This window comes from Salinarchaeum sp. IM2453 (assembly GCF_019693215.1).
Classification (GTDB): Archaea; Halobacteriota; Halobacteria; order Halobacteriales; family Salinarchaeaceae; genus IM2453.
Window position 1 is genome coordinate 1,243,621 of the sequence record NZ_CP081183.1, and the last position, 16,111, is coordinate 1,259,731.

15 protein-coding genes are annotated in these 16,111 nt (G+C 46.4%); 5 read left to right on the forward strand and 10 right to left on the reverse strand.

Features of this window, described 5'->3' with window-relative positions; translation table 11 throughout:
• Positions 1-72: 72 nt before the first annotated feature.
• The 6 genes from K0C01_RS05815 to K0C01_RS05840 form a co-directional block, all read right to left on the reverse strand.
• Complete coding sequence (locus K0C01_RS05815) at positions 73-690, reverse strand: DUF2391 domain-containing protein (RefSeq protein WP_221171075.1); 618 nt, start codon at positions 688-690, stop codon at positions 73-75.
• 37 nt (positions 691-727) lie between these two features.
• On the reverse strand, positions 728-1,720 hold the full coding sequence (gene hemB, locus K0C01_RS05820; RefSeq protein WP_221171076.1) for a porphobilinogen synthase: 993 nt from the start codon (positions 1,718-1,720) through the stop codon (positions 728-730).
• A 93-nt stretch (positions 1,721-1,813) separates the two neighbouring features.
• Positions 1,814-3,388: a succinic semialdehyde dehydrogenase gene (locus tag K0C01_RS05825; RefSeq protein ID WP_221171077.1), complete on the reverse strand. Its 1,575-nt coding sequence runs from the start codon at positions 3,386-3,388 to the stop codon at positions 1,814-1,816.
• Positions 3,389-3,516: 128 nt separating this feature from the next.
• The gene (locus K0C01_RS05830; RefSeq protein WP_221171078.1) at positions 3,517-4,221 is read right to left on the reverse strand and encodes an energy-coupling factor transporter transmembrane component T family protein; all 705 of its coding nucleotides are present in this window, start codon (positions 4,219-4,221) and stop codon (positions 3,517-3,519) included.
• Positions 4,218-4,919 (reverse strand): energy-coupling factor ABC transporter ATP-binding protein, encoded by a 702-nt coding sequence (locus K0C01_RS05835; protein WP_221171079.1) that lies wholly within the window; start codon positions 4,917-4,919, stop codon positions 4,218-4,220. The genes K0C01_RS05830 and K0C01_RS05835 overlap by 4 nt, the downstream gene beginning before the upstream one ends.
• A 3-nt stretch (positions 4,920-4,922) precedes the next feature.
• The gene (locus K0C01_RS05840) at positions 4,923-5,507 is read right to left on the reverse strand and encodes a biotin transporter BioY (RefSeq protein ID WP_221171080.1); all 585 of its coding nucleotides are present in this window, start codon (positions 5,505-5,507) and stop codon (positions 4,923-4,925) included.
• A 113-nt stretch (positions 5,508-5,620) separates the two neighbouring features.
• Here K0C01_RS05840 and K0C01_RS05845 point away from each other — a divergent pair, with 113 nt between their 5' ends.
• The 4 genes from K0C01_RS05845 (at position 5,621) to leuS (K0C01_RS05860) (ending at position 10,460) form a co-directional block, all read left to right on the forward strand.
• Positions 5,621-6,220, forward strand: a complete 600-nt coding sequence (locus K0C01_RS05845) for a conditioned medium-induced protein 4 (protein ID WP_221171208.1) — start codon at positions 5,621-5,623, stop codon at positions 6,218-6,220.
• A gap of 41 nt (positions 6,221-6,261) precedes the next feature.
• Complete coding sequence (pheA, locus tag K0C01_RS05850) at positions 6,262-7,065, forward strand: prephenate dehydratase (RefSeq protein ID WP_221171081.1); 804 nt, start codon at positions 6,262-6,264, stop codon at positions 7,063-7,065.
• Positions 7,066-7,129: 64 nt separating this feature from the next.
• Positions 7,130-7,528 (forward strand): Hsp20/alpha crystallin family protein, encoded by a 399-nt coding sequence (locus K0C01_RS05855; protein ID WP_221171082.1) that lies wholly within the window; start codon positions 7,130-7,132, stop codon positions 7,526-7,528.
• A 91-nt stretch (positions 7,529-7,619) separates the two neighbouring features.
• Positions 7,620-10,460, forward strand: coding sequence for a leucine--tRNA ligase (leuS, locus tag K0C01_RS05860; protein ID WP_221171083.1), 2,841 nt, complete (start codon positions 7,620-7,622; stop codon positions 10,458-10,460).
• Positions 10,461-10,671: 211 nt separating this feature from the next.
• Here the strand turns inward: leuS (K0C01_RS05860) and K0C01_RS05865 are convergent, their stop codons facing one another.
• From K0C01_RS05865 to K0C01_RS12750, 4 genes are read right to left on the reverse strand one after another with little or no spacing between them, the layout of a single operon-like run.
• Positions 10,672-11,673 (reverse strand): ornithine cyclodeaminase family protein, encoded by a 1,002-nt coding sequence (locus K0C01_RS05865; RefSeq protein ID WP_221171084.1) that lies wholly within the window; start codon positions 11,671-11,673, stop codon positions 10,672-10,674.
• A 60-nt stretch (positions 11,674-11,733) separates the two neighbouring features.
• Complete coding sequence (locus K0C01_RS05870; RefSeq protein WP_221171085.1) at positions 11,734-12,684, reverse strand: permease; 951 nt, start codon at positions 12,682-12,684, stop codon at positions 11,734-11,736.
• On the reverse strand, positions 12,684-13,064 hold the full coding sequence (locus K0C01_RS05875) for an ArsR/SmtB family transcription factor (protein WP_255568413.1): 381 nt from the start codon (positions 13,062-13,064) through the stop codon (positions 12,684-12,686). Before K0C01_RS05875 ends, K0C01_RS05870 begins: the two co-directional genes overlap by 1 nt.
• Positions 13,057-13,182 carry a hypothetical protein gene (locus tag K0C01_RS12750; protein ID WP_255568414.1) on the reverse strand — a complete coding sequence of 42 codons (126 nt, stop codon included), beginning with the start codon at positions 13,180-13,182 and terminating at the stop codon, positions 13,057-13,059. The genes K0C01_RS05875 and K0C01_RS12750 overlap by 8 nt, the downstream gene beginning before the upstream one ends.
• A gap of 253 nt (positions 13,183-13,435) precedes the next feature.
• Here K0C01_RS12750 and leuS (K0C01_RS05880) point away from each other — a divergent pair, with 253 nt between their 5' ends.
• Positions 13,436-16,063: a leucine--tRNA ligase gene (gene leuS / locus K0C01_RS05880; protein WP_221171087.1), complete on the forward strand. Its 2,628-nt coding sequence runs from the start codon at positions 13,436-13,438 to the stop codon at positions 16,061-16,063.
• Positions 16,064-16,111 lie beyond the last annotated feature (48 nt).

Here is a 16,111-nt window from a genome sequence, read left to right on the forward strand (position 1 = left end):
TAGTTTCGAGTTGTTTCGGTTTTTTTGTCTCCTATATATTGAAAATTAAATAAAATTCTTAAATATCTATCACTAGAAATTCTCCGGTGCCAGATCTTTTCCTTGACTTTCCCCTGGCAGTATATCGCCGATTGCTCCGCCAAAGGCAGCAGCAGCCCAGATAATCGTAATTCGCCCAATCACCTCTATATTAGTTGGATCTCCATCAAATGCTCTCCCCCAAAGGAGTGTCATGCCCGTTGCGACCATGAACGATATACATAATATCCCAAACAATCGGCGGGGAATAAATCCAAGAATTGGCTTTGATACATCAACCCGTCGGAAGTCAGCCCAATATACTAATCCAACTGTCACGAGGACGATAAATAAAACATTTGCAATGAGAAATACCGGGACATTTAGCACTTGAGTTGTTGTGAAATGCTCAGCGATATCAAACACTCCGTCTTCGACGAGCAGTGGGAGAGAAAATATTATTCCCCCCACAAATGTTTCAGCAGCGTCTCGTGTTGTATACTTACCAATCCGACGACGAATCCTTTCTCTTCTCGGCAACTGTGTGACTAACGAAATAGTCTTATCCACTTGCTCACGCTGACGGTCGTCTTCAACAGAGTCACGAAGATCGGTTAACTCGTCGAGAACTTCATCAACATCAGGCTGGTCCTTTTCTGACCTATCCTCCATAGTTGTATGTGCTTCACGCAAGAAATATATTTACTGGCTACTGTTGTCCTGAATTTGAGATTTCTGTTGCGATGTCTTCTGCAAAATACGTCAAAATCAAATCTGCACCTGCTCGCTTAATTGACAATAGCGATTCATATGCTACTGCTTCAAGATCGAGCCACCCTTTTTCAGCTGCTGCGTGCAACATCGCATATTCGCCAGAAACATTGTATGCAGCGACTGGATGGGTTGTTTTCTCTCTTACCTCTCGAATAATATCTAAATAAGGCAACGCTGGCTTGACCATCAGAATGTCTGCCCCTTGCTTGATATCAGCTTCTACCTCCTTGATAGCTTCTTGCCGATTTGCTGGGTCCATCTGGTAATGTCGTCTGTTGCCAAATGCTGGCGCTCCGTCCGCTGCGTCGCGGAATGGACCGTAGAAATTGCTGTGATACTTTGCTGCATAGCTCATGATTGGTATATCCGTATAACCTGATGTATCAAGCCTGTCTCGAATTGCCTTCACCATACCGTCCATCATGCCACTCGGAGCAACCATGTCTGCTCCTGCTTCGGCGTGGGAAACTGCGATATCACCCAAATGTTCAAGAGTTTGATCATTTTTAACTGTCATCTCTGTATCAGTATCTGAGTTTACCACGCCACAGTGGCCATGTGTAGTATATTCACATAAGCAGACATCCGTGATGATGTATGCGTCCGTCTGCTCATCTATAACCCGCGTTGCCCGCTGCACAACCCCACTTTCATCCCACGCACGGGATCCCTGACTATCTTTCTCCTCTGGAATCCCGAACAAAATGATCGCTTCTATTCCTGTTTCAAGAATCTCATTAACTCGATCAACAACCTCACTAACTGGTACTCGTGAATGTCCCGGCATTGATGAAATCGATGTTCTTGAATCCGATGTTGCATCAACAAACACTGGTGCAATAAGATCATCTACCGACAACGTTGTTTCCTGCACCATCTGACGAATTCCATCTTTTCGAAGCCGCCGCGGGCGATCGCGGAGATCCATATACACTATATACATCGTCAAAACGCAATACAGTTGCTATTACAAACACATGGAGTATGAGTCTGGTAACGTCCAGTTGATCTCTTAGGTCAATTACGGAAAAATCGAATAGATTTTTCGCCGCAATCTTGACGCAATACCAAGCCCTTCGCCGTATACTGCATTTGGGACCCATGAGGGCTTGGCAAATGGTCCAATGTTTGATTTGGCAATTGTTTTTGCCTGCGTATACTGGTAGAGACCTTCTTTACCATGTCGATAGCCCATGCCAGACTCTCCAAATCCACCCATCGGTGCATCTGTGGCGGCCCAGCCAACGATGTACCCATCATTGATACAGACCGTTCCACAGTCGATTTGCCTTGCTACCTCTGCTCCACGATCTGTATCTGTTGTCCAAACACTTCCAATTAGTCCATATTTTGACTCGTTAGCTGCCTCAATTGCCTCTGATTCTCCACTTACTGACTCGACAAACACTACTGGTCCAAATGTTTCTTCGCTCATTAGCTCAGCACTCTCATCAACAGACGTGAGGATTGTTGGTTCATATATGAACGGCCCGATATCATCCCGGTGCTTTCCTCCTGTAAGGACAGTTGCTCCGTGTGACCGAGCATCTTCAACATGATCCTCTACCCGAGTTAGCTGACTGGGGCCAATCAGGGATCCAATGTCATATGAATAATCGTATCCTGTCCCGAGTGTGAGCTTTTCCGTTTGTTTCACAAACTCATCAACAAACTCATCAAAGCGTGACTCTACTACATAAAATCGCTCTGCACTGAGACATAATTGCCCAGCATTTGAGAATGCAGCAGCAACTGCCCCTCTTGCAGTCTTTTTGATGTCTGCGTCTTCAAGCACAACAAATGGATTTTTTCCACCAAGCTCAAGTAATGAATCTGTTAACTGCCGACCAGCCTGCTCCGCAACAATTTTCCCAGTCTCCGTTCCTCCCGTAAATACAAGATAATCTGATTTGTCAATCACAGCTGATCCGATTTCCGCCCCAGGTCCGGTTACTACCATACACAATCCGGACGGGACTCCGGCCCGTTCTAATAGTTCTGCCAGCTTTAATGCTGAGTATGGCGTCTTTTCATCTGGTTTCAATAGAATTCCATTTCCTGCCAGCAGTGCTGGAATTGCATCGATTATCGAAAGTATCAACGGGTAATTCCATGGTGAAATCACCCCGACTACTCCGTATGGGGAATAGGTAACGGTCGCTGTTGACAAGCCTGGAGCCATCGGCGTTCGCGATGAATCGGCAAGCAACTTAGGTCCCCGAGCTGCGTAGTATTCGCATGATTGTGTGATATCTGCAAATTCTTCTGCAGCGTGAATACGAGATTTTCCGGTCTCAAGCTGCACCAGATCAAGTAACTTGTGACGATTGTCTTCAAGAAGATCAGCGAATCGGCGGAGGACCGTTGCTCGATCTTCCACGGAGTATGATTCCCATTCCTGTTGCGCATTCCGAACTTGCTGAACTGCAGTCTCTACATCTTCAGGTGTACACTTTGGAATCTCTCCAATAGTGTCCATCGCCATTGGAGCGGTAACTCTAATAGGCTCATATTCTGAATTTGCTATCACCCGATTGCTAAGTCTATCAATTTCTTCCCGGGTAATCAATGTATTCTTATATGTGAATTTTGACATAGGTACCGTTACATTACACTCTGTGACGTACAGACTAAGTTGTTCTGTACAGGTGGTTGAGGGGACTGCCAGAGGATTAACCGGGGTTACGTAACTGTTACTGAATTTGCCGGTAAATTACTTTTATGCTAGACTATGACTGTGAGTACTAACAAGAAGGAAGCGGCAATAACCACATAGTCACGACAAGCGAATGTCAACTCTGGTAGTGTTGGATTCCAAGCAAAACAGCGGGCTTGTAATGCCCGTGACAGCTGATCTGAACGATCCATTGCGGCCTGCAATCCCCCCACTCCAAGTGTCTGTGCTCGCTTAATAATTGAACGCTCAGTTCCAAGACGTGCTGCCTCTGCTTTTCTCAGTGTCTGTATATCCCGTCGGATCGCTGGAAAGAGCCGAACAACAAGACCAAACCCGACGCCGATGAATGTACCAATTCGGCCGGGAATTAACCGCTGTATGGCTGCTCGCGATTCACGCAGTGGTGTGGTTCGGATATATGCTGCACTTACAAACAAAACAAAAATGACGCGGACACCTGCTTTGGCAGGCTCAAGCGCTGATTGTGGGTCAATTGCCAGTGGTCGAAAAGAAATCATTGCGAACAACGGAGCAAGTGACAAAATAAGAAGCGGGAACCAAAAACCCCTGAGAGTCGCTAGAACTGAACAGCGGGCAAGATATAGACAGACAACGGCTATCGCTCCAAACAGCAGCAGCCATCGTGGTTCTGATTGAACAAATACGGCCAGAGCAAATGCACTTTGAAATATAATTTTCCCTCGTGGATCAAGTCGGTGAACAATCGTATCTGATGGCTCGTAGCTTATCATTGTGGAAACCAGACATCTATTCCCTGAATTATTTCAGCCACTTCGTCTGGGGAGCCATCAGCAACTATCTCTCCATTAGCTAAGCCGATTACCCTGTCTACTCTATCGACAAGATGGCGTAGGTCGTGTGTTACGATAATCACTCCTGTTCCAGATACAACGAGCTCGTCCAAGCGGGAAAGAATAGAGTCTTTGGCTGCAAGATCTAACCCGACGAATGGTTCGTCTAAGACCAAATAATCTGGTCTCATTGCAAGCGCACCAGCGATTGCAACACGAGCCATTTCACCACCTGAGAGTTCTTCTACCCGACTTTCCTTTTGATCTAACATACCCACGGCATCAAGTGCTTGGTCAACTCGCTGATTGATCTCTTCCCTTGGGAGCCCCAGATTTTCTGGGCCAAAGGCAACATCAGCACCCACTGTTGAAGCTACAAACATATCTGCTGGGTTCTGAAACACCATACCGATACTTGTCCGAACAGCAACGAGGTCTTCTTCAACTGATGTTCCGTTTACGGTTACTGTACCAGAATCTGACGTTTGCAGCCCATTTAGGTGCTCAACCAGTGTAGTTTTTCCACTCCCATTTGGCCCAGTGATCAGCACCCACTCCCCGGTATCAACACTAAATGACACCGTATCTAGAACCATATTTTCCCCTCGCTTAGCGGTTAATTCATCGACGACGATCATACATTATCGTACTTGTAACCTAGTACTACCGGTGATAATGCCAAGTACGGCAATAATTTTGATGATGTCTCCCGGTAGGAAAACTGCCGCCCCCGTGATTATTGCCTCAGTCCACTCGAACCCTGCAGCAAATTTTAGCCATGGTACTCCAACTCCATATATGATCGCCAACGCAATGACAAGCGCGATTGCCTGTGTCCAAACCGATACCGACGAAAGTGGTTGTGTCTCCGTACCTCTGTGAACAATAAGCCCGATCGCTATCGCCGCAAAGAAATACGCGATGATGTAACCTCCAGTTGGTCCAAGAATAACTCCAAGACCTGCTGATGCATTTGAAAATATCGGTGCTCCCAGCGCTCCTGCGACAATATAGAGGAGTACCGATCCTGCTCCCCAGACCGGCCCAAGCAAAATACCTGCAAAGTATACAGGAATGACCTGAAACGATATTGGTGCTGGGGAAAGCGGAATCGGAATCGAGACTTGTGCTAACACGCCAGTCAATGCTGCTAATGCCGCTGCAAGCGTGAACCGCTTCACAACCTGATCAGAAACAAGAGCAACCTCCTCGTTGCTGTGACTCATATATTTGCGTTGTACTGTTAACTAATTTGTATTCTTTGGTTTACGAGATGCAAATACAGAAGTAAGACAGTAAGTTTATGTTTGTTGGGTGATCGAACTTGTTTACTAGTCTTATGGACAAAAAAACAGAGGAACTTCGTGATATTTTCATTGATGTTGCCGACTCAGACACGGTTACTGAGTCTCAGGAGGAATCTCGTGGCTCATTAGTCTCTGAGCCAGAAATCGAAGAGCGACTTGAGGAACTCATTTCGGAAATGCGCGACCGATATGGATTCAATACTGAGCTGACTGATGAAGAGTTGTGTTTCCTCCTTGAGGCCGTGTACGATGGATATACTGATGACGAAGTCGCAGACGAGCTTGACATCTCTGCTGACACAGTCCTTCGTGCCCGGCTTGATTTGCATCTCGTTCGAGAGTCAGATACTGAGACCGAGTTTAACGTTGAAGAATTCCGGCGTCGAGCAACCGCGGAAGATGTCTCAGATGAAGCATTAGCAATAGAATTTAATCTTACCTCTGACGAAGTCTCCCATTATCGACAAATTGTCGAAGCACAAGATGAGTCCCGGCGGGCAAACGATCGGTACCGAGATGAGTTTGCCTCACTCCTTGACGATGCTGATATTTCTGGCTCCTTGACCGGCCATGCAACAGAGGATGGACTCGATGATGCCACAGAAGGCATGGAAACTGATGTCTCGTTCTAGGGTCTATAGGTTCTTTACTGGTGAACAATAATTCTATCATAATGACAGTCGTTACACTTGGTCCAGAGGGGACTTACTCTCATCGTGCTGCTAGTGCTGTTTCAGATGATATTGTGTTCCGTGAATCTGTTACATCAATCGTTGAAGCAGTTGGTGAAGGAACCTATCCTCGTGGCGTTGTTCCAATCGAGAATAGCATTGAGGGCTCTGTAACAGAATCACTTGATGCAATGGGAGAACATGACGTCGCTGTCCTAAGAGAGATTATTACTCCTATTCGACATGCACTATTAGCTCAATCTGAGGAGTTTGATATGGTAGCGAGCCACTCACAGGCACTTGCTCAGTGTCGAACATATCTTGATGAAAATCATCCAGATGTTCAGTTGGAAGCAGTTGCTTCAACAGCACGGGGAGTAGAAGACGCTCGAAGCGACTCATCCATCGCAGCGATTGGCCATCCCGCGAATGCGGGTGAAAACTTGTCTGTTTTGGCTGAGGATATTCAGGACCGGACTTCAAATGCCACTCGATTTTTTGTTCTTGGTCCTGCAGCTGATCGGGAGCGAGCAGGTGGCAAGTCAACGTTGATTATTTATCCGAATACTGACTATCCTGGACTCCTCTTAGAGCTTCTAGAATCGTTTGCGACGCGAGATATCAACCTGACTCGCATAGAATCCCGACCAAGCGGCGAGCGGTTGGGTGATTATATTTTCCATGTAGACATTGCAGCTGGATTATACGAGGAGCGGACAAAGCAAGCGATTGAAGAAATCGAGGAAATTGCCAGTGCTGGTTGGGTCAAGCAACTTGGGTCCTATGATGTTGAACACGTAGTGTAATCAGTTATACCTCCAGTGGCTTTTTGTTGGAAGACAATGTATATTTGAACAAGAGCTGATACATATGTCAACGAACCCGTTCGATGAACTCGAAAACTTGCTAGAACAGCTGGAAGAAGGCTTTGATTTCCCATCCTTAGAGACACTTTCCGTCGATATGCTTGATCAAGGTGATAAGTACGTCGTCAAGGCAGACCTTCCCGGCTATGACCCAAGTGATATTGATATCACATACTCTGATGGTCAACTTACTATCACCGGCGAACGAGATGAAGAATCCATTGAAGAAGTCGATGGAACATATCTACGCCGAGAGCGTCGTCGTCAATCGGCTAGCCGAACTGTAACAGTTCCGGGTGAAATTGATGAAGACGGTATTGAAGCAAATCACTCCCGAGGCGTGCTTTCGGTAACGCTACCGAGAACAGAGGCGGAAGAAGAGCGACAAATCGAAATTGAGTAAGCAGCCTCGAAGAAAGGACACGGGAGTTTTCCCTGTCATCTCACTATCGTAGTTGGTAGTTCTTTTAGTCTTCCCGCATGAATACATGTCTATGAGCTACGAGCCCGCAAAAATTGAAGAGCGCTGGAGACAGCGATGGGCAGAAGATGGTAAGTATGAGGCTGACCCGGAAGACGGCGACGATGCCACCTTCATTACTGTTCCATATCCATATCCAAGTGGGGGGATGCATATCGGACATGCAAGAACATATACTGTTCCTGATGTATACGCTCGATACCGGCGATTACAGGGAGACAACGTTTTGTTTCCAATGGGATGGCACGTTACTGGCACTCCAATCATTGGAGCTGTCGACCGGCTAAAAAAAGGAGAAGAAGAGCAACTATCCGTTCTTCGTGACACGTACAATGTGCCTGAATCCGAGATCAAAGACCTTGAAACTCCGATGGGATATGCTCGATATTTCATCGAGAATCACTACAAGTCAGGCATGCAGCAACTCGGCATCTCTGTCGACTGGCGTCGGGAGTTCACAACAGAGGATGACCGATATGAAAAGTTCATCACGTGGCAGTATGAAACGCTGAAAGATCGAGGGCTGCTTGAGAAGGGGTTCCATCCGGTTAATTACTGTACGAATGAGGAACAACCAGTCACAACCCATGACCTGTTAGAGGGTGAAAATGCTGAGTTTCAGGAATACACACTCATTAAATTCAGTGATGAAGACGAGGTTTATCCGATGGCGACGCTCCGACCAGAAACAGTCCGCGGAGTAACTAATGCATACGTTGATCCTGACGCAACATACGTACGCGCAACAGTTGATGGAGAGACATGGATTGTTGCTGAACCAGCCGCTAAAAAGCTAAAACTACAGGAACGGAACGTTGAGGTTCAAGAGCAGATTGGAGGCAAAGACCTGGTCGGTCGGGAAGTGACAAACCCTGTAACCGGGGACTCGTTACTTATTCTTCCAGCAAATTTCGTTGACGTTGATGACGGAACTGGTGTTGTCATGTCAGTTCCAGCTCACTCCCCGGACGACTACATGGCACTTCAGGATGCAAAAGACCGAGCTGATTCGCTTTCTCAGTACGGTATTGATCCAGAAGAAGTGCGGGCCATTGAACCGATCCCAATCCTCACAATCGAAGGATACAGTGAGATTCCGGCTCGTGATGCCGTCGAAGAGCACGGCGTTGAAACACAAGATGATCCAGCGTTAGAAGAAGCGACAAAGGAACTGTATAACCGTGAATTCCACAAGGGAGTGCTTAACGAAGAATATGGCGAATTTGGTGGCGAGATTATTGAGGATGTTCGAGACAATATTAAAGCACACTACCAATCACGTGGGGAATTTGACTCCCTATACGATTTTGCTGAGGAAGTTATCTGCCGATGCGGAGGTGAAGTTGAAGTTGCTAAACAAGAAACATGGTTCCTCCGGTACAATGATGAAGCATGGGAACGCAAAGTCCGGAGAGTAATTGACCAACTTGACACTCTTCCTGAAAACACCCGCGACCAGTATTACCATACTGTTGATTGGCTTGAACAGTGGCCGTGCATTCGAAACTATGGCCTTGGAACCCCGCTCCCGTGGGATTCAGACTTCATCATTGAACCGTTGAGCGACTCGACAATCTACATGTCCTATTACACAATTGCTCATCGACTACAGGACATCCCTGTTGAAGAACTGGATCGTGATTTCTTTGACACCTTATTCTATGGTGCGGATGCAGTAGATGATCCACACCAAGATGCGCTTGAACTCCGCGATGAATGGGAACACTGGTACCCAGTCGACTATCGATGTTCTGGTGAAGATCTGATTAGTAACCACCTGACATTCTTCTTGTATCATCACGCAGAACTCTTTGATGAGTCAAAATGGCCGAATGGGATTACCATAATGGGTATGGGATTACTTGAGGGTAAAGCAATGTCTTCCTCAAGTGGTCATGTTGTGCTACCTGGTGAGGCAATTAATCGCTATGGAGCAGACACTGTCCGATTCTTCCTTTTGAATAGTTCCGAGCCGTGGCAGGACTTTGACTGGCGACATGATGCTGTCTCATCAACCCGACAGCAACTTGATCGATTCTGGAACCGCGCAGTTGAGATTATTGAACTCCCAGATGGCAGTGAAGACGATTTACAGGATATTGATCGATGGTTACTGACAAAACTCAATGAAACTGTACAAGCAACATCTGACGCTCTCGAGTCTTTCGAGACTCGAACAGCAAGTCAGGAAGCGTTCTATCGGTTTGAAGAATATCTTCGATGGTATCGCCGCCGTACAAATACCGATCGTTCTGGCGCTCGATATACACTGAAGAAAGTGCTTGAAACTCGGCTCCGTCTGTTAGTGCCATTTATCCCTTATATGGTAAATGAGCTACATGAGCGTCTCACTGGTACTCCTGCAGAAGATGCCATGTGGCCATCAATTCAGTATGATGCTGAACCAGAAATTATTACTGGCGAGTGGCTTATTGAGCGACTTGTTGATGACATCTCCGATATCCTCGACGTAACTGGAGAAGATCCCGATACAATACATATCTACACTGCTGCAGACTGGAAACACGATGTATTTGATCAGATTGTTGAGACTGGTCCAGATCAGGGGGCAGTGATGAGTCAAGTAATGCAGGACGAATCACTTCGAGAGCGCGGAAATGAAGTCAATAAGCTAGTCAATGAACTTATTGACTTTGTTCGTGGCCAAGAAGACAGCCGACTTACCACACTCACTGCGATCGACGAAACGAGCATCTACGATCAAGCGGTTGAGTTCTTCCAGACTGAGTTCGATGCAGACGTTGAGATTCACAAAGAGGATCAAGATCCAGTTGATCCAGAAAATAAAGCAACTCAAGCGGTACCTTGTCGGCCAGCGCTGTACGTCGAGTGATCTACGCTATCCTCTCCGCGTACTGAAGGACGCGGCTTGACGTATGTACCAGGCGGTCGAGGCGACTGCTACAGGGCTTGACCCCGGAGAAGTTCACCGCAATCGTTGGGATATTGCCGGTCTAGTGAACTTACCCCGCCCACTCGCTCTCGTTGGTCGCTCCTTGAAGACGGGGATGTAGCCTACAAAAGTTAAAGAAAAAATACGTTTTTTATACCTGTGTTCTCTCCGGATTAATCAACTCAAACTCCATTCCGGTATCTTGTTCTTCTGCTGCCTCATATACAACATGTGCGGCTGCGACATCTTGAATTGCCAAGCCCGTTGAATCAAATACCGTGATTGTGTCGTGCTCCTCTCGTCCAGTTTTTTCGCCTGTGACTATCTCTCCAATCTCAGCATCAATATCACTATCTGTCAACTCTCCTGTGTGCCATCCAGTATTAATCTCGCCAGAATGTGTACACTGTTCGTAGTCGTCTATTACTAGCTTAGCGTCTTTTAGTGTCGCAACCTCGTGTTCCTGTTTTCCTTCCGCATCTGCACCCATGGCATTGATGTGTGTATGTTCTCCAACCATCTCTCGTTTTACAATTGGATCTTCTACTGGTGTTACCGTAGACAAGACATCGCAGCTAGCTGCGTCTGCTGGCGATCCTTCCCGTACGGTAAACTCGTCTTGGTGTGCTTCAATAAATGCATTGACCCGTTCGTCATCGACATCAACAATGACTACTTCTTCAATTGGGCGAACCGAGGCAATCGCTGCAAGTTGTGAGTATGCCTGCACTCCAGCTCCGATTATACCTAACGTCCGAGCATCCTCAACTGCAAGATAGTCTGTTGCGACACCAGCGGCAGCACCAGTACGCATCAATGTCAACTCTGTTCCATCCATGAGCGCAAGAGGGAATGCTGTTTCAGGATCAGAATATATGACCGTTCCCATCACAGTTGGAAGATCAAATTTTTCTGGATTATCGGGATGGACATTTACCCACTTAATCGACGCTGCATCCCATGACTCGGCCTCAACGTATGCCGGCATTGATCGAAAATCCCCGTTGTACTGTGGCAAATCGATGTAACTTTTGGCAGGCATGAGCACATCATTGCGCTGATATGCCCCGAATGCATCTTCAACAGCACTGGTGATTTCTGCTATATCGGCTGCTTCAGCAACAGCATCACTATCAAGTATTCGAGTGTGCATACGCAATCATTATATGCGAACCGTCTTAGAATAGGCGATTTAATCGAGTGCAACAGCTAATCAATGGAATACAGTATTGAACGTCACACCGATCGTAATACCAATTGTCAGTACTATCCCTGCGTATATCGCAAGTAACCGACGGTCAAACAGTTTGTTCAGGAGAATTAAGTTTGGAATACTGACGCCAGCTCCTCCAATCACAAACGCCATCACTGTTCCAATTGGAATGCCTTGATCGAACAGTGAAGAAGCAATCGGTAACATCCCGCTCATTCCAATGTATACCGGTGCCCCAACAACCGCTGCAATTGGTGTTGCAAGTGGATTATCCGGTCCGGCGACCTGCTGTAAGATGTCCTGCGGAACCGCCCCATGTATGAGCGCTCCGATTCCCATTCCGACAATCAGATATGGAAGGGTGTCCCAGAAAAAAGAGAGTGCTCCTTTCCCAGCCTTTGTGATCCGTGTTTTATGTGTCTTGCTGCTATTCGTCTCTATTGTTGAGTTATTTGTTCCTCCGTCTGTCGTGATCTCTCTATCTTGCGTAGTTATCTTCACATCTTTCACGTACTTTTCCAAGTCCAGCCGTCCAATAATTATGCCACCAATGACAGCCGTCGTTAATGCAAGCATAATGTATGCAATTGTTATACTTGCTCCAAACAGCCCCAGTAGTAGCAAGATAGCAATCCAATTTACAATTGGAGAGGCAAGCAAAAAAGAAAATGACAGTCCGAGCGGTGCTCCGGCACCTAGTAAGCCTGCTAAAATTGGGACCGTCGAGCATGAGCAGAACGGTGTTACCGCTCCAAGCCCAGCGGCTGCAGCATTTCCTACCCCTCCATCATGTGCACGCAGGATGGATTCTACCCGCTCTGGAGGAAGGTACTCTTTTGCTAATCCAACAAGAAACGAAGCACCGATAAATAACGGAACGAGTACGATAGCAAGGTCAATGAAATAGCTGCCAGACTCTGCTATTATATTCCAGTGTCTTTCAGCAATCATTACTTTTCTTTTCCGAGCACAGCGGCAAGGTCAAGTAATTGTATGCTAGCTGTATCAGCAATTCGATAATATGTCCACTTTCCCTCTTGCCGGGTCCTTACGATCCCTGCATCTCGTAGTTCTGAGAGGTGCGAGGAGACTGTTGACTGCGGTGCGTCGAGTATCGTCTGTAGCTCACAGGCGCATAATTCCCCTTCCCTTAATGCCTCCACTATTCGAAGCCGATGACTATTGGATAGTGCCTTAAACACAGATAATTGTTCCTCTACGATGCTGTCGTCAGGTTTTCGCTCTGTAAGCAGCGATGTCTCTTCACAACAGTCCCCGTTAACTCGGCGTAAGGTTTTGCTGGCTGACTCTGATTGTGATGACTCAGTCATCGGTATCGGATTCATCAACTTCTTCTATGGACATTTCACAACAGCAGCCCTCTGATTCTTCTTTGTCTTCGCCTGTAACCTTATCAACAATCCGGCCGATAAATGAATCTGATGCCATATACATCGATAAATCTCGATATGAATATACTTGAATCTTTCCAAGGGTGACAATAGATAAGACATATTACGCATAAATATATTCTTAGACCTTCTTCGATAGATCTTTTAATTCGAATCTTTTCGATATGATCCTAAATTCAACTCACATCCTTCCTGCTACTTGATCTGTTACCGTTTCTCCTGTATTTGCTCCGGGTCTTGTCCACATTGACAGCAAATGATATACATTATCCTTAATAACATATCAGACGATGGCACACGGATATGACCACGGACGCGTTCGCGAGTATTGGCAGTACGCTTGGGAACGTGAGAATGTCTACGAACTTGATGAGGATGCCACTGATCCAACATATGTCTTGGGCATGTTTCCATACACTTCTGGTGCGTTACACATGGGGCATGTTCGAAATTACGCTATCACTGATGCATACGCTCGATATCGTCGAATGCAAGGAGACGACGTGCTTCATCCAATGGGTTGGGATGCGTTTGGTCTTCCAGCTGAGAACGCAGCATTTGAGCGCATGACTGATCCAGAGTCATGGACCCGAACGTGTATCGACCGGATGCGTGATGAAATGGAATCGATGGGACTTGGTTATGATTGGAATAAAGAAATCACTACCTGCGAGCCAGAATATTATCGATGGAACCAGTGGCTGTTCAAACGACTGTATGAAAACGATTTAGTTGAGTATCGAGCTGCAAACGTAAACTGGTGTCCGGACTGTGAAACAACGCTTGCTGACGCGCAAGTAGACACGGACGCCGATACCAACGTCTGCTGGCGTTGTGGAACTCCGGTTACTCAGCGTGAACTTGACCAATGGTTCTTTAAGATCACCGAGTATGCCGATGAATTAGCTGAAGGTTTGGACGATCTTGATGGCTGGCAGGAAGGTGTTAGGGAAAGTCAACGTAACTGGATTGGGAGACAAGAGGGAACCGCTATCACTTTTGATGTCCCTAACTTTGGTTCTATCGAGGTTTTCTCAACACGCGTTGATACGATCTATGGTGCCACATTTGTTGCTGTTTCTCCAATGCACGATCTCGCCGATAAAGTCGCAGCCGAGTCAGATACTATCTCGGAACAGCTTGAACAAATGCAGACCTCAAGCAGAACTGATGATGTTGATGCCATTGAAACTTCATACTATGCTCGACATCCTCTAACCGGTGAGGAACTCCCTGTCTATATTGCTTCATACGTCCTGGAAGATGTCGGTACTGGTGCTGTTATGGGCGTCCCAGCACACAATGAACGCGACCATCGTTTTGCTTTGGCACAAGACCTTCCGATCAAGCAAGTAATTGAGCCAGTCGATGGTAGTGAGACAAACTTACCACAGGAACCATACACGAAAGACGGGATGGTTACCAATAGTGAAGATTATACTGGACTTGCAAGTGAAGCGGCGAGAAATCGGATTCTCGACTATCACGACGAAGTCGAACCAACAACAACATATCGCCTCCGAGATTGGTTGATTTCTCGTCAGCGGTACTGGGGGACACCGATACCAATTGTTCATTGCCCAGATTGTGGCCATGTGCCAATCCCTGACGAGGATCTGCCTGTTGAGCTTCCTGAATTTATCCAAACGACTGGGAATCCTCTTGAGGAAAATGATTCATTTGTTGAAACGACATGTCCTGAATGTGGACAACAAGCTACCCGAGAGACGGATACGATGGATACGTTTGTCGATTCGTCGTGGTACTATCTTCGTTTCCTTTCTCCAGAATATGAGGATGGTCCGTTCGACTCAGACCGCGCCTCTGATTGGATGCCTATCGATGTGTATGTTGGCGGCGAAGAGCACGCGGTATTGCACTTATTGTATATCCGATTTATTACAAAAGCTCTTGCTGATATGGGACTTCTCTCTGTTCGCGAACCGACTGAGAAGCTGATCAGCGTTGGAACCGTACTATACAATGGTGAGAAAATGTCAGAAACTCAGGGGAACGTTATAGCTCCACATGAGTATGGACCTGAGACGACCCGTTTGTTTGTTTTGTCAGCTGCTCATCCGGAACAGAATTTTGAGTGGACAGCAAAAGATATCGGAGACGCATATGACTTCCAGCAGATGTTATATAATCTAGTTGTCAACTTCAGTGAACGTTCTGAATTTCGCGATAATCGGATGCCTCATGACGATTATCTTGACCGCGCTCTTGACCGAGCTATTATCTCTGTTAGCAGAAATTATGGTCAGTTCCGATTTCATCAAGTTTCGACTGAGCTACGTGAACTTGCGCAACTATTGAGACGTTATCGTGACTATATGACTCCAAATAAGGATGTATATGAACGTGGTTTACAAACAATTGCAAAACTTGTTGCCCCCATTGCTCCACACTTGGGAGAAGAACTCTGGAATCGCCTCCGTGGTGGCGGATTAGTTGTCAACTCTGATTGGCCTACTTCGGTTCGTAATATTGATCAATACGATGTAGAACGATCATTGATTCAGTCAACTCTCGCTGATGTCCGAGAAATCATTGATGTTGTTAATATCACAGATCTTGAGTCAATCGACATTGCCGTAGCAGAGGACTGGAAGTATGAAGCTCATGAATTGGCGCGAACTTCAGGTCGAGATGAAGCAATTGTCGGCACAATTCTTGATGCCGACACCATCACAGCGGATAGAGAACGCCTTGCTGAATATGCTTCAGAGCTAGAACAATCACATCCTGGATTAGACCGCGTTCTTCCACCAGATCGTGAAAAGAAAATTCTGTCACAGGCCGCTTGGTTGTTGGATGACGAATTTGATGTCGATATTTCTGTTGATCAAGCAACTAAGAACTCTGATCTTTCAGCCCGAGCAAATCCCGGAAAACCAGCTATCCGGATTAATTAGTCTTCCTCTTCGTTTACGACTTCGTATTTTCGCGTCTGCTGAACGTGA

What these genes read in the sequence shown, in the direction of transcription:
- K0C01_RS05865 (WP_221171084.1), bottom strand. Translation starts at nt 11,673, where the DNA reads ATGCACACTCGAATACTTGATAGTGATGCTGTTGCTGAAGCAGCCGAT.
- K0C01_RS05825 (WP_221171077.1), bottom strand. Translation starts at nt 3,388, where the DNA reads ATGTCAAAATTCACATATAAGAATACATTGATTACCCGGGAAGAAATT.
- K0C01_RS05855 (WP_221171082.1), top strand. Translation starts at nt 7,130, where the DNA reads ATGTCAACGAACCCGTTCGATGAACTCGAAAACTTGCTAGAACAGCTG.
- K0C01_RS05875 (WP_255568413.1), bottom strand. Translation starts at nt 13,064, where the DNA reads ATGACTGAGTCATCACAATCAGAGTCAGCCAGCAAAACCTTACGCCGA.
- K0C01_RS05870 (WP_221171085.1), bottom strand. Translation starts at nt 12,684, where the DNA reads ATGATTGCTGAAAGACACTGGAATATAATAGCAGAGTCTGGCAGCTAT.
- K0C01_RS12750 (WP_255568414.1), bottom strand. Translation starts at nt 13,182, where the DNA reads ATGGCATCAGATTCATTTATCGGCCGGATTGTTGATAAGGTTACAGGC.
- K0C01_RS05840 (WP_221171080.1), bottom strand. Translation starts at nt 5,507, where the DNA reads ATGAGTCACAGCAACGAGGAGGTTGCTCTTGTTTCTGATCAGGTTGTG.
- leuS (WP_221171083.1), top strand. Translation starts at nt 7,620, where the DNA reads ATGAGCTACGAGCCCGCAAAAATTGAAGAGCGCTGGAGACAGCGATGG.
- K0C01_RS05830 (WP_221171078.1), bottom strand. Translation starts at nt 4,221, where the DNA reads ATGATAAGCTACGAGCCATCAGATACGATTGTTCACCGACTTGATCCA.
- K0C01_RS05835 (WP_221171079.1), bottom strand. Translation starts at nt 4,919, where the DNA reads ATGATCGTCGTCGATGAATTAACCGCTAAGCGAGGGGAAAATATGGTT.
- leuS (WP_221171087.1), top strand. Translation starts at nt 13,436, where the DNA reads ATGGCACACGGATATGACCACGGACGCGTTCGCGAGTATTGGCAGTAC.
- pheA (WP_221171081.1), top strand. Translation starts at nt 6,262, where the DNA reads ATGACAGTCGTTACACTTGGTCCAGAGGGGACTTACTCTCATCGTGCT.
- hemB (WP_221171076.1), bottom strand. Translation starts at nt 1,720, where the DNA reads ATGGATCTCCGCGATCGCCCGCGGCGGCTTCGAAAAGATGGAATTCGT.
- K0C01_RS05845 (WP_221171208.1), top strand. Translation starts at nt 5,621, where the DNA reads ATGGACAAAAAAACAGAGGAACTTCGTGATATTTTCATTGATGTTGCC.
- K0C01_RS05815 (WP_221171075.1), bottom strand. Translation starts at nt 690, where the DNA reads ATGGAGGATAGGTCAGAAAAGGACCAGCCTGATGTTGATGAAGTTCTC.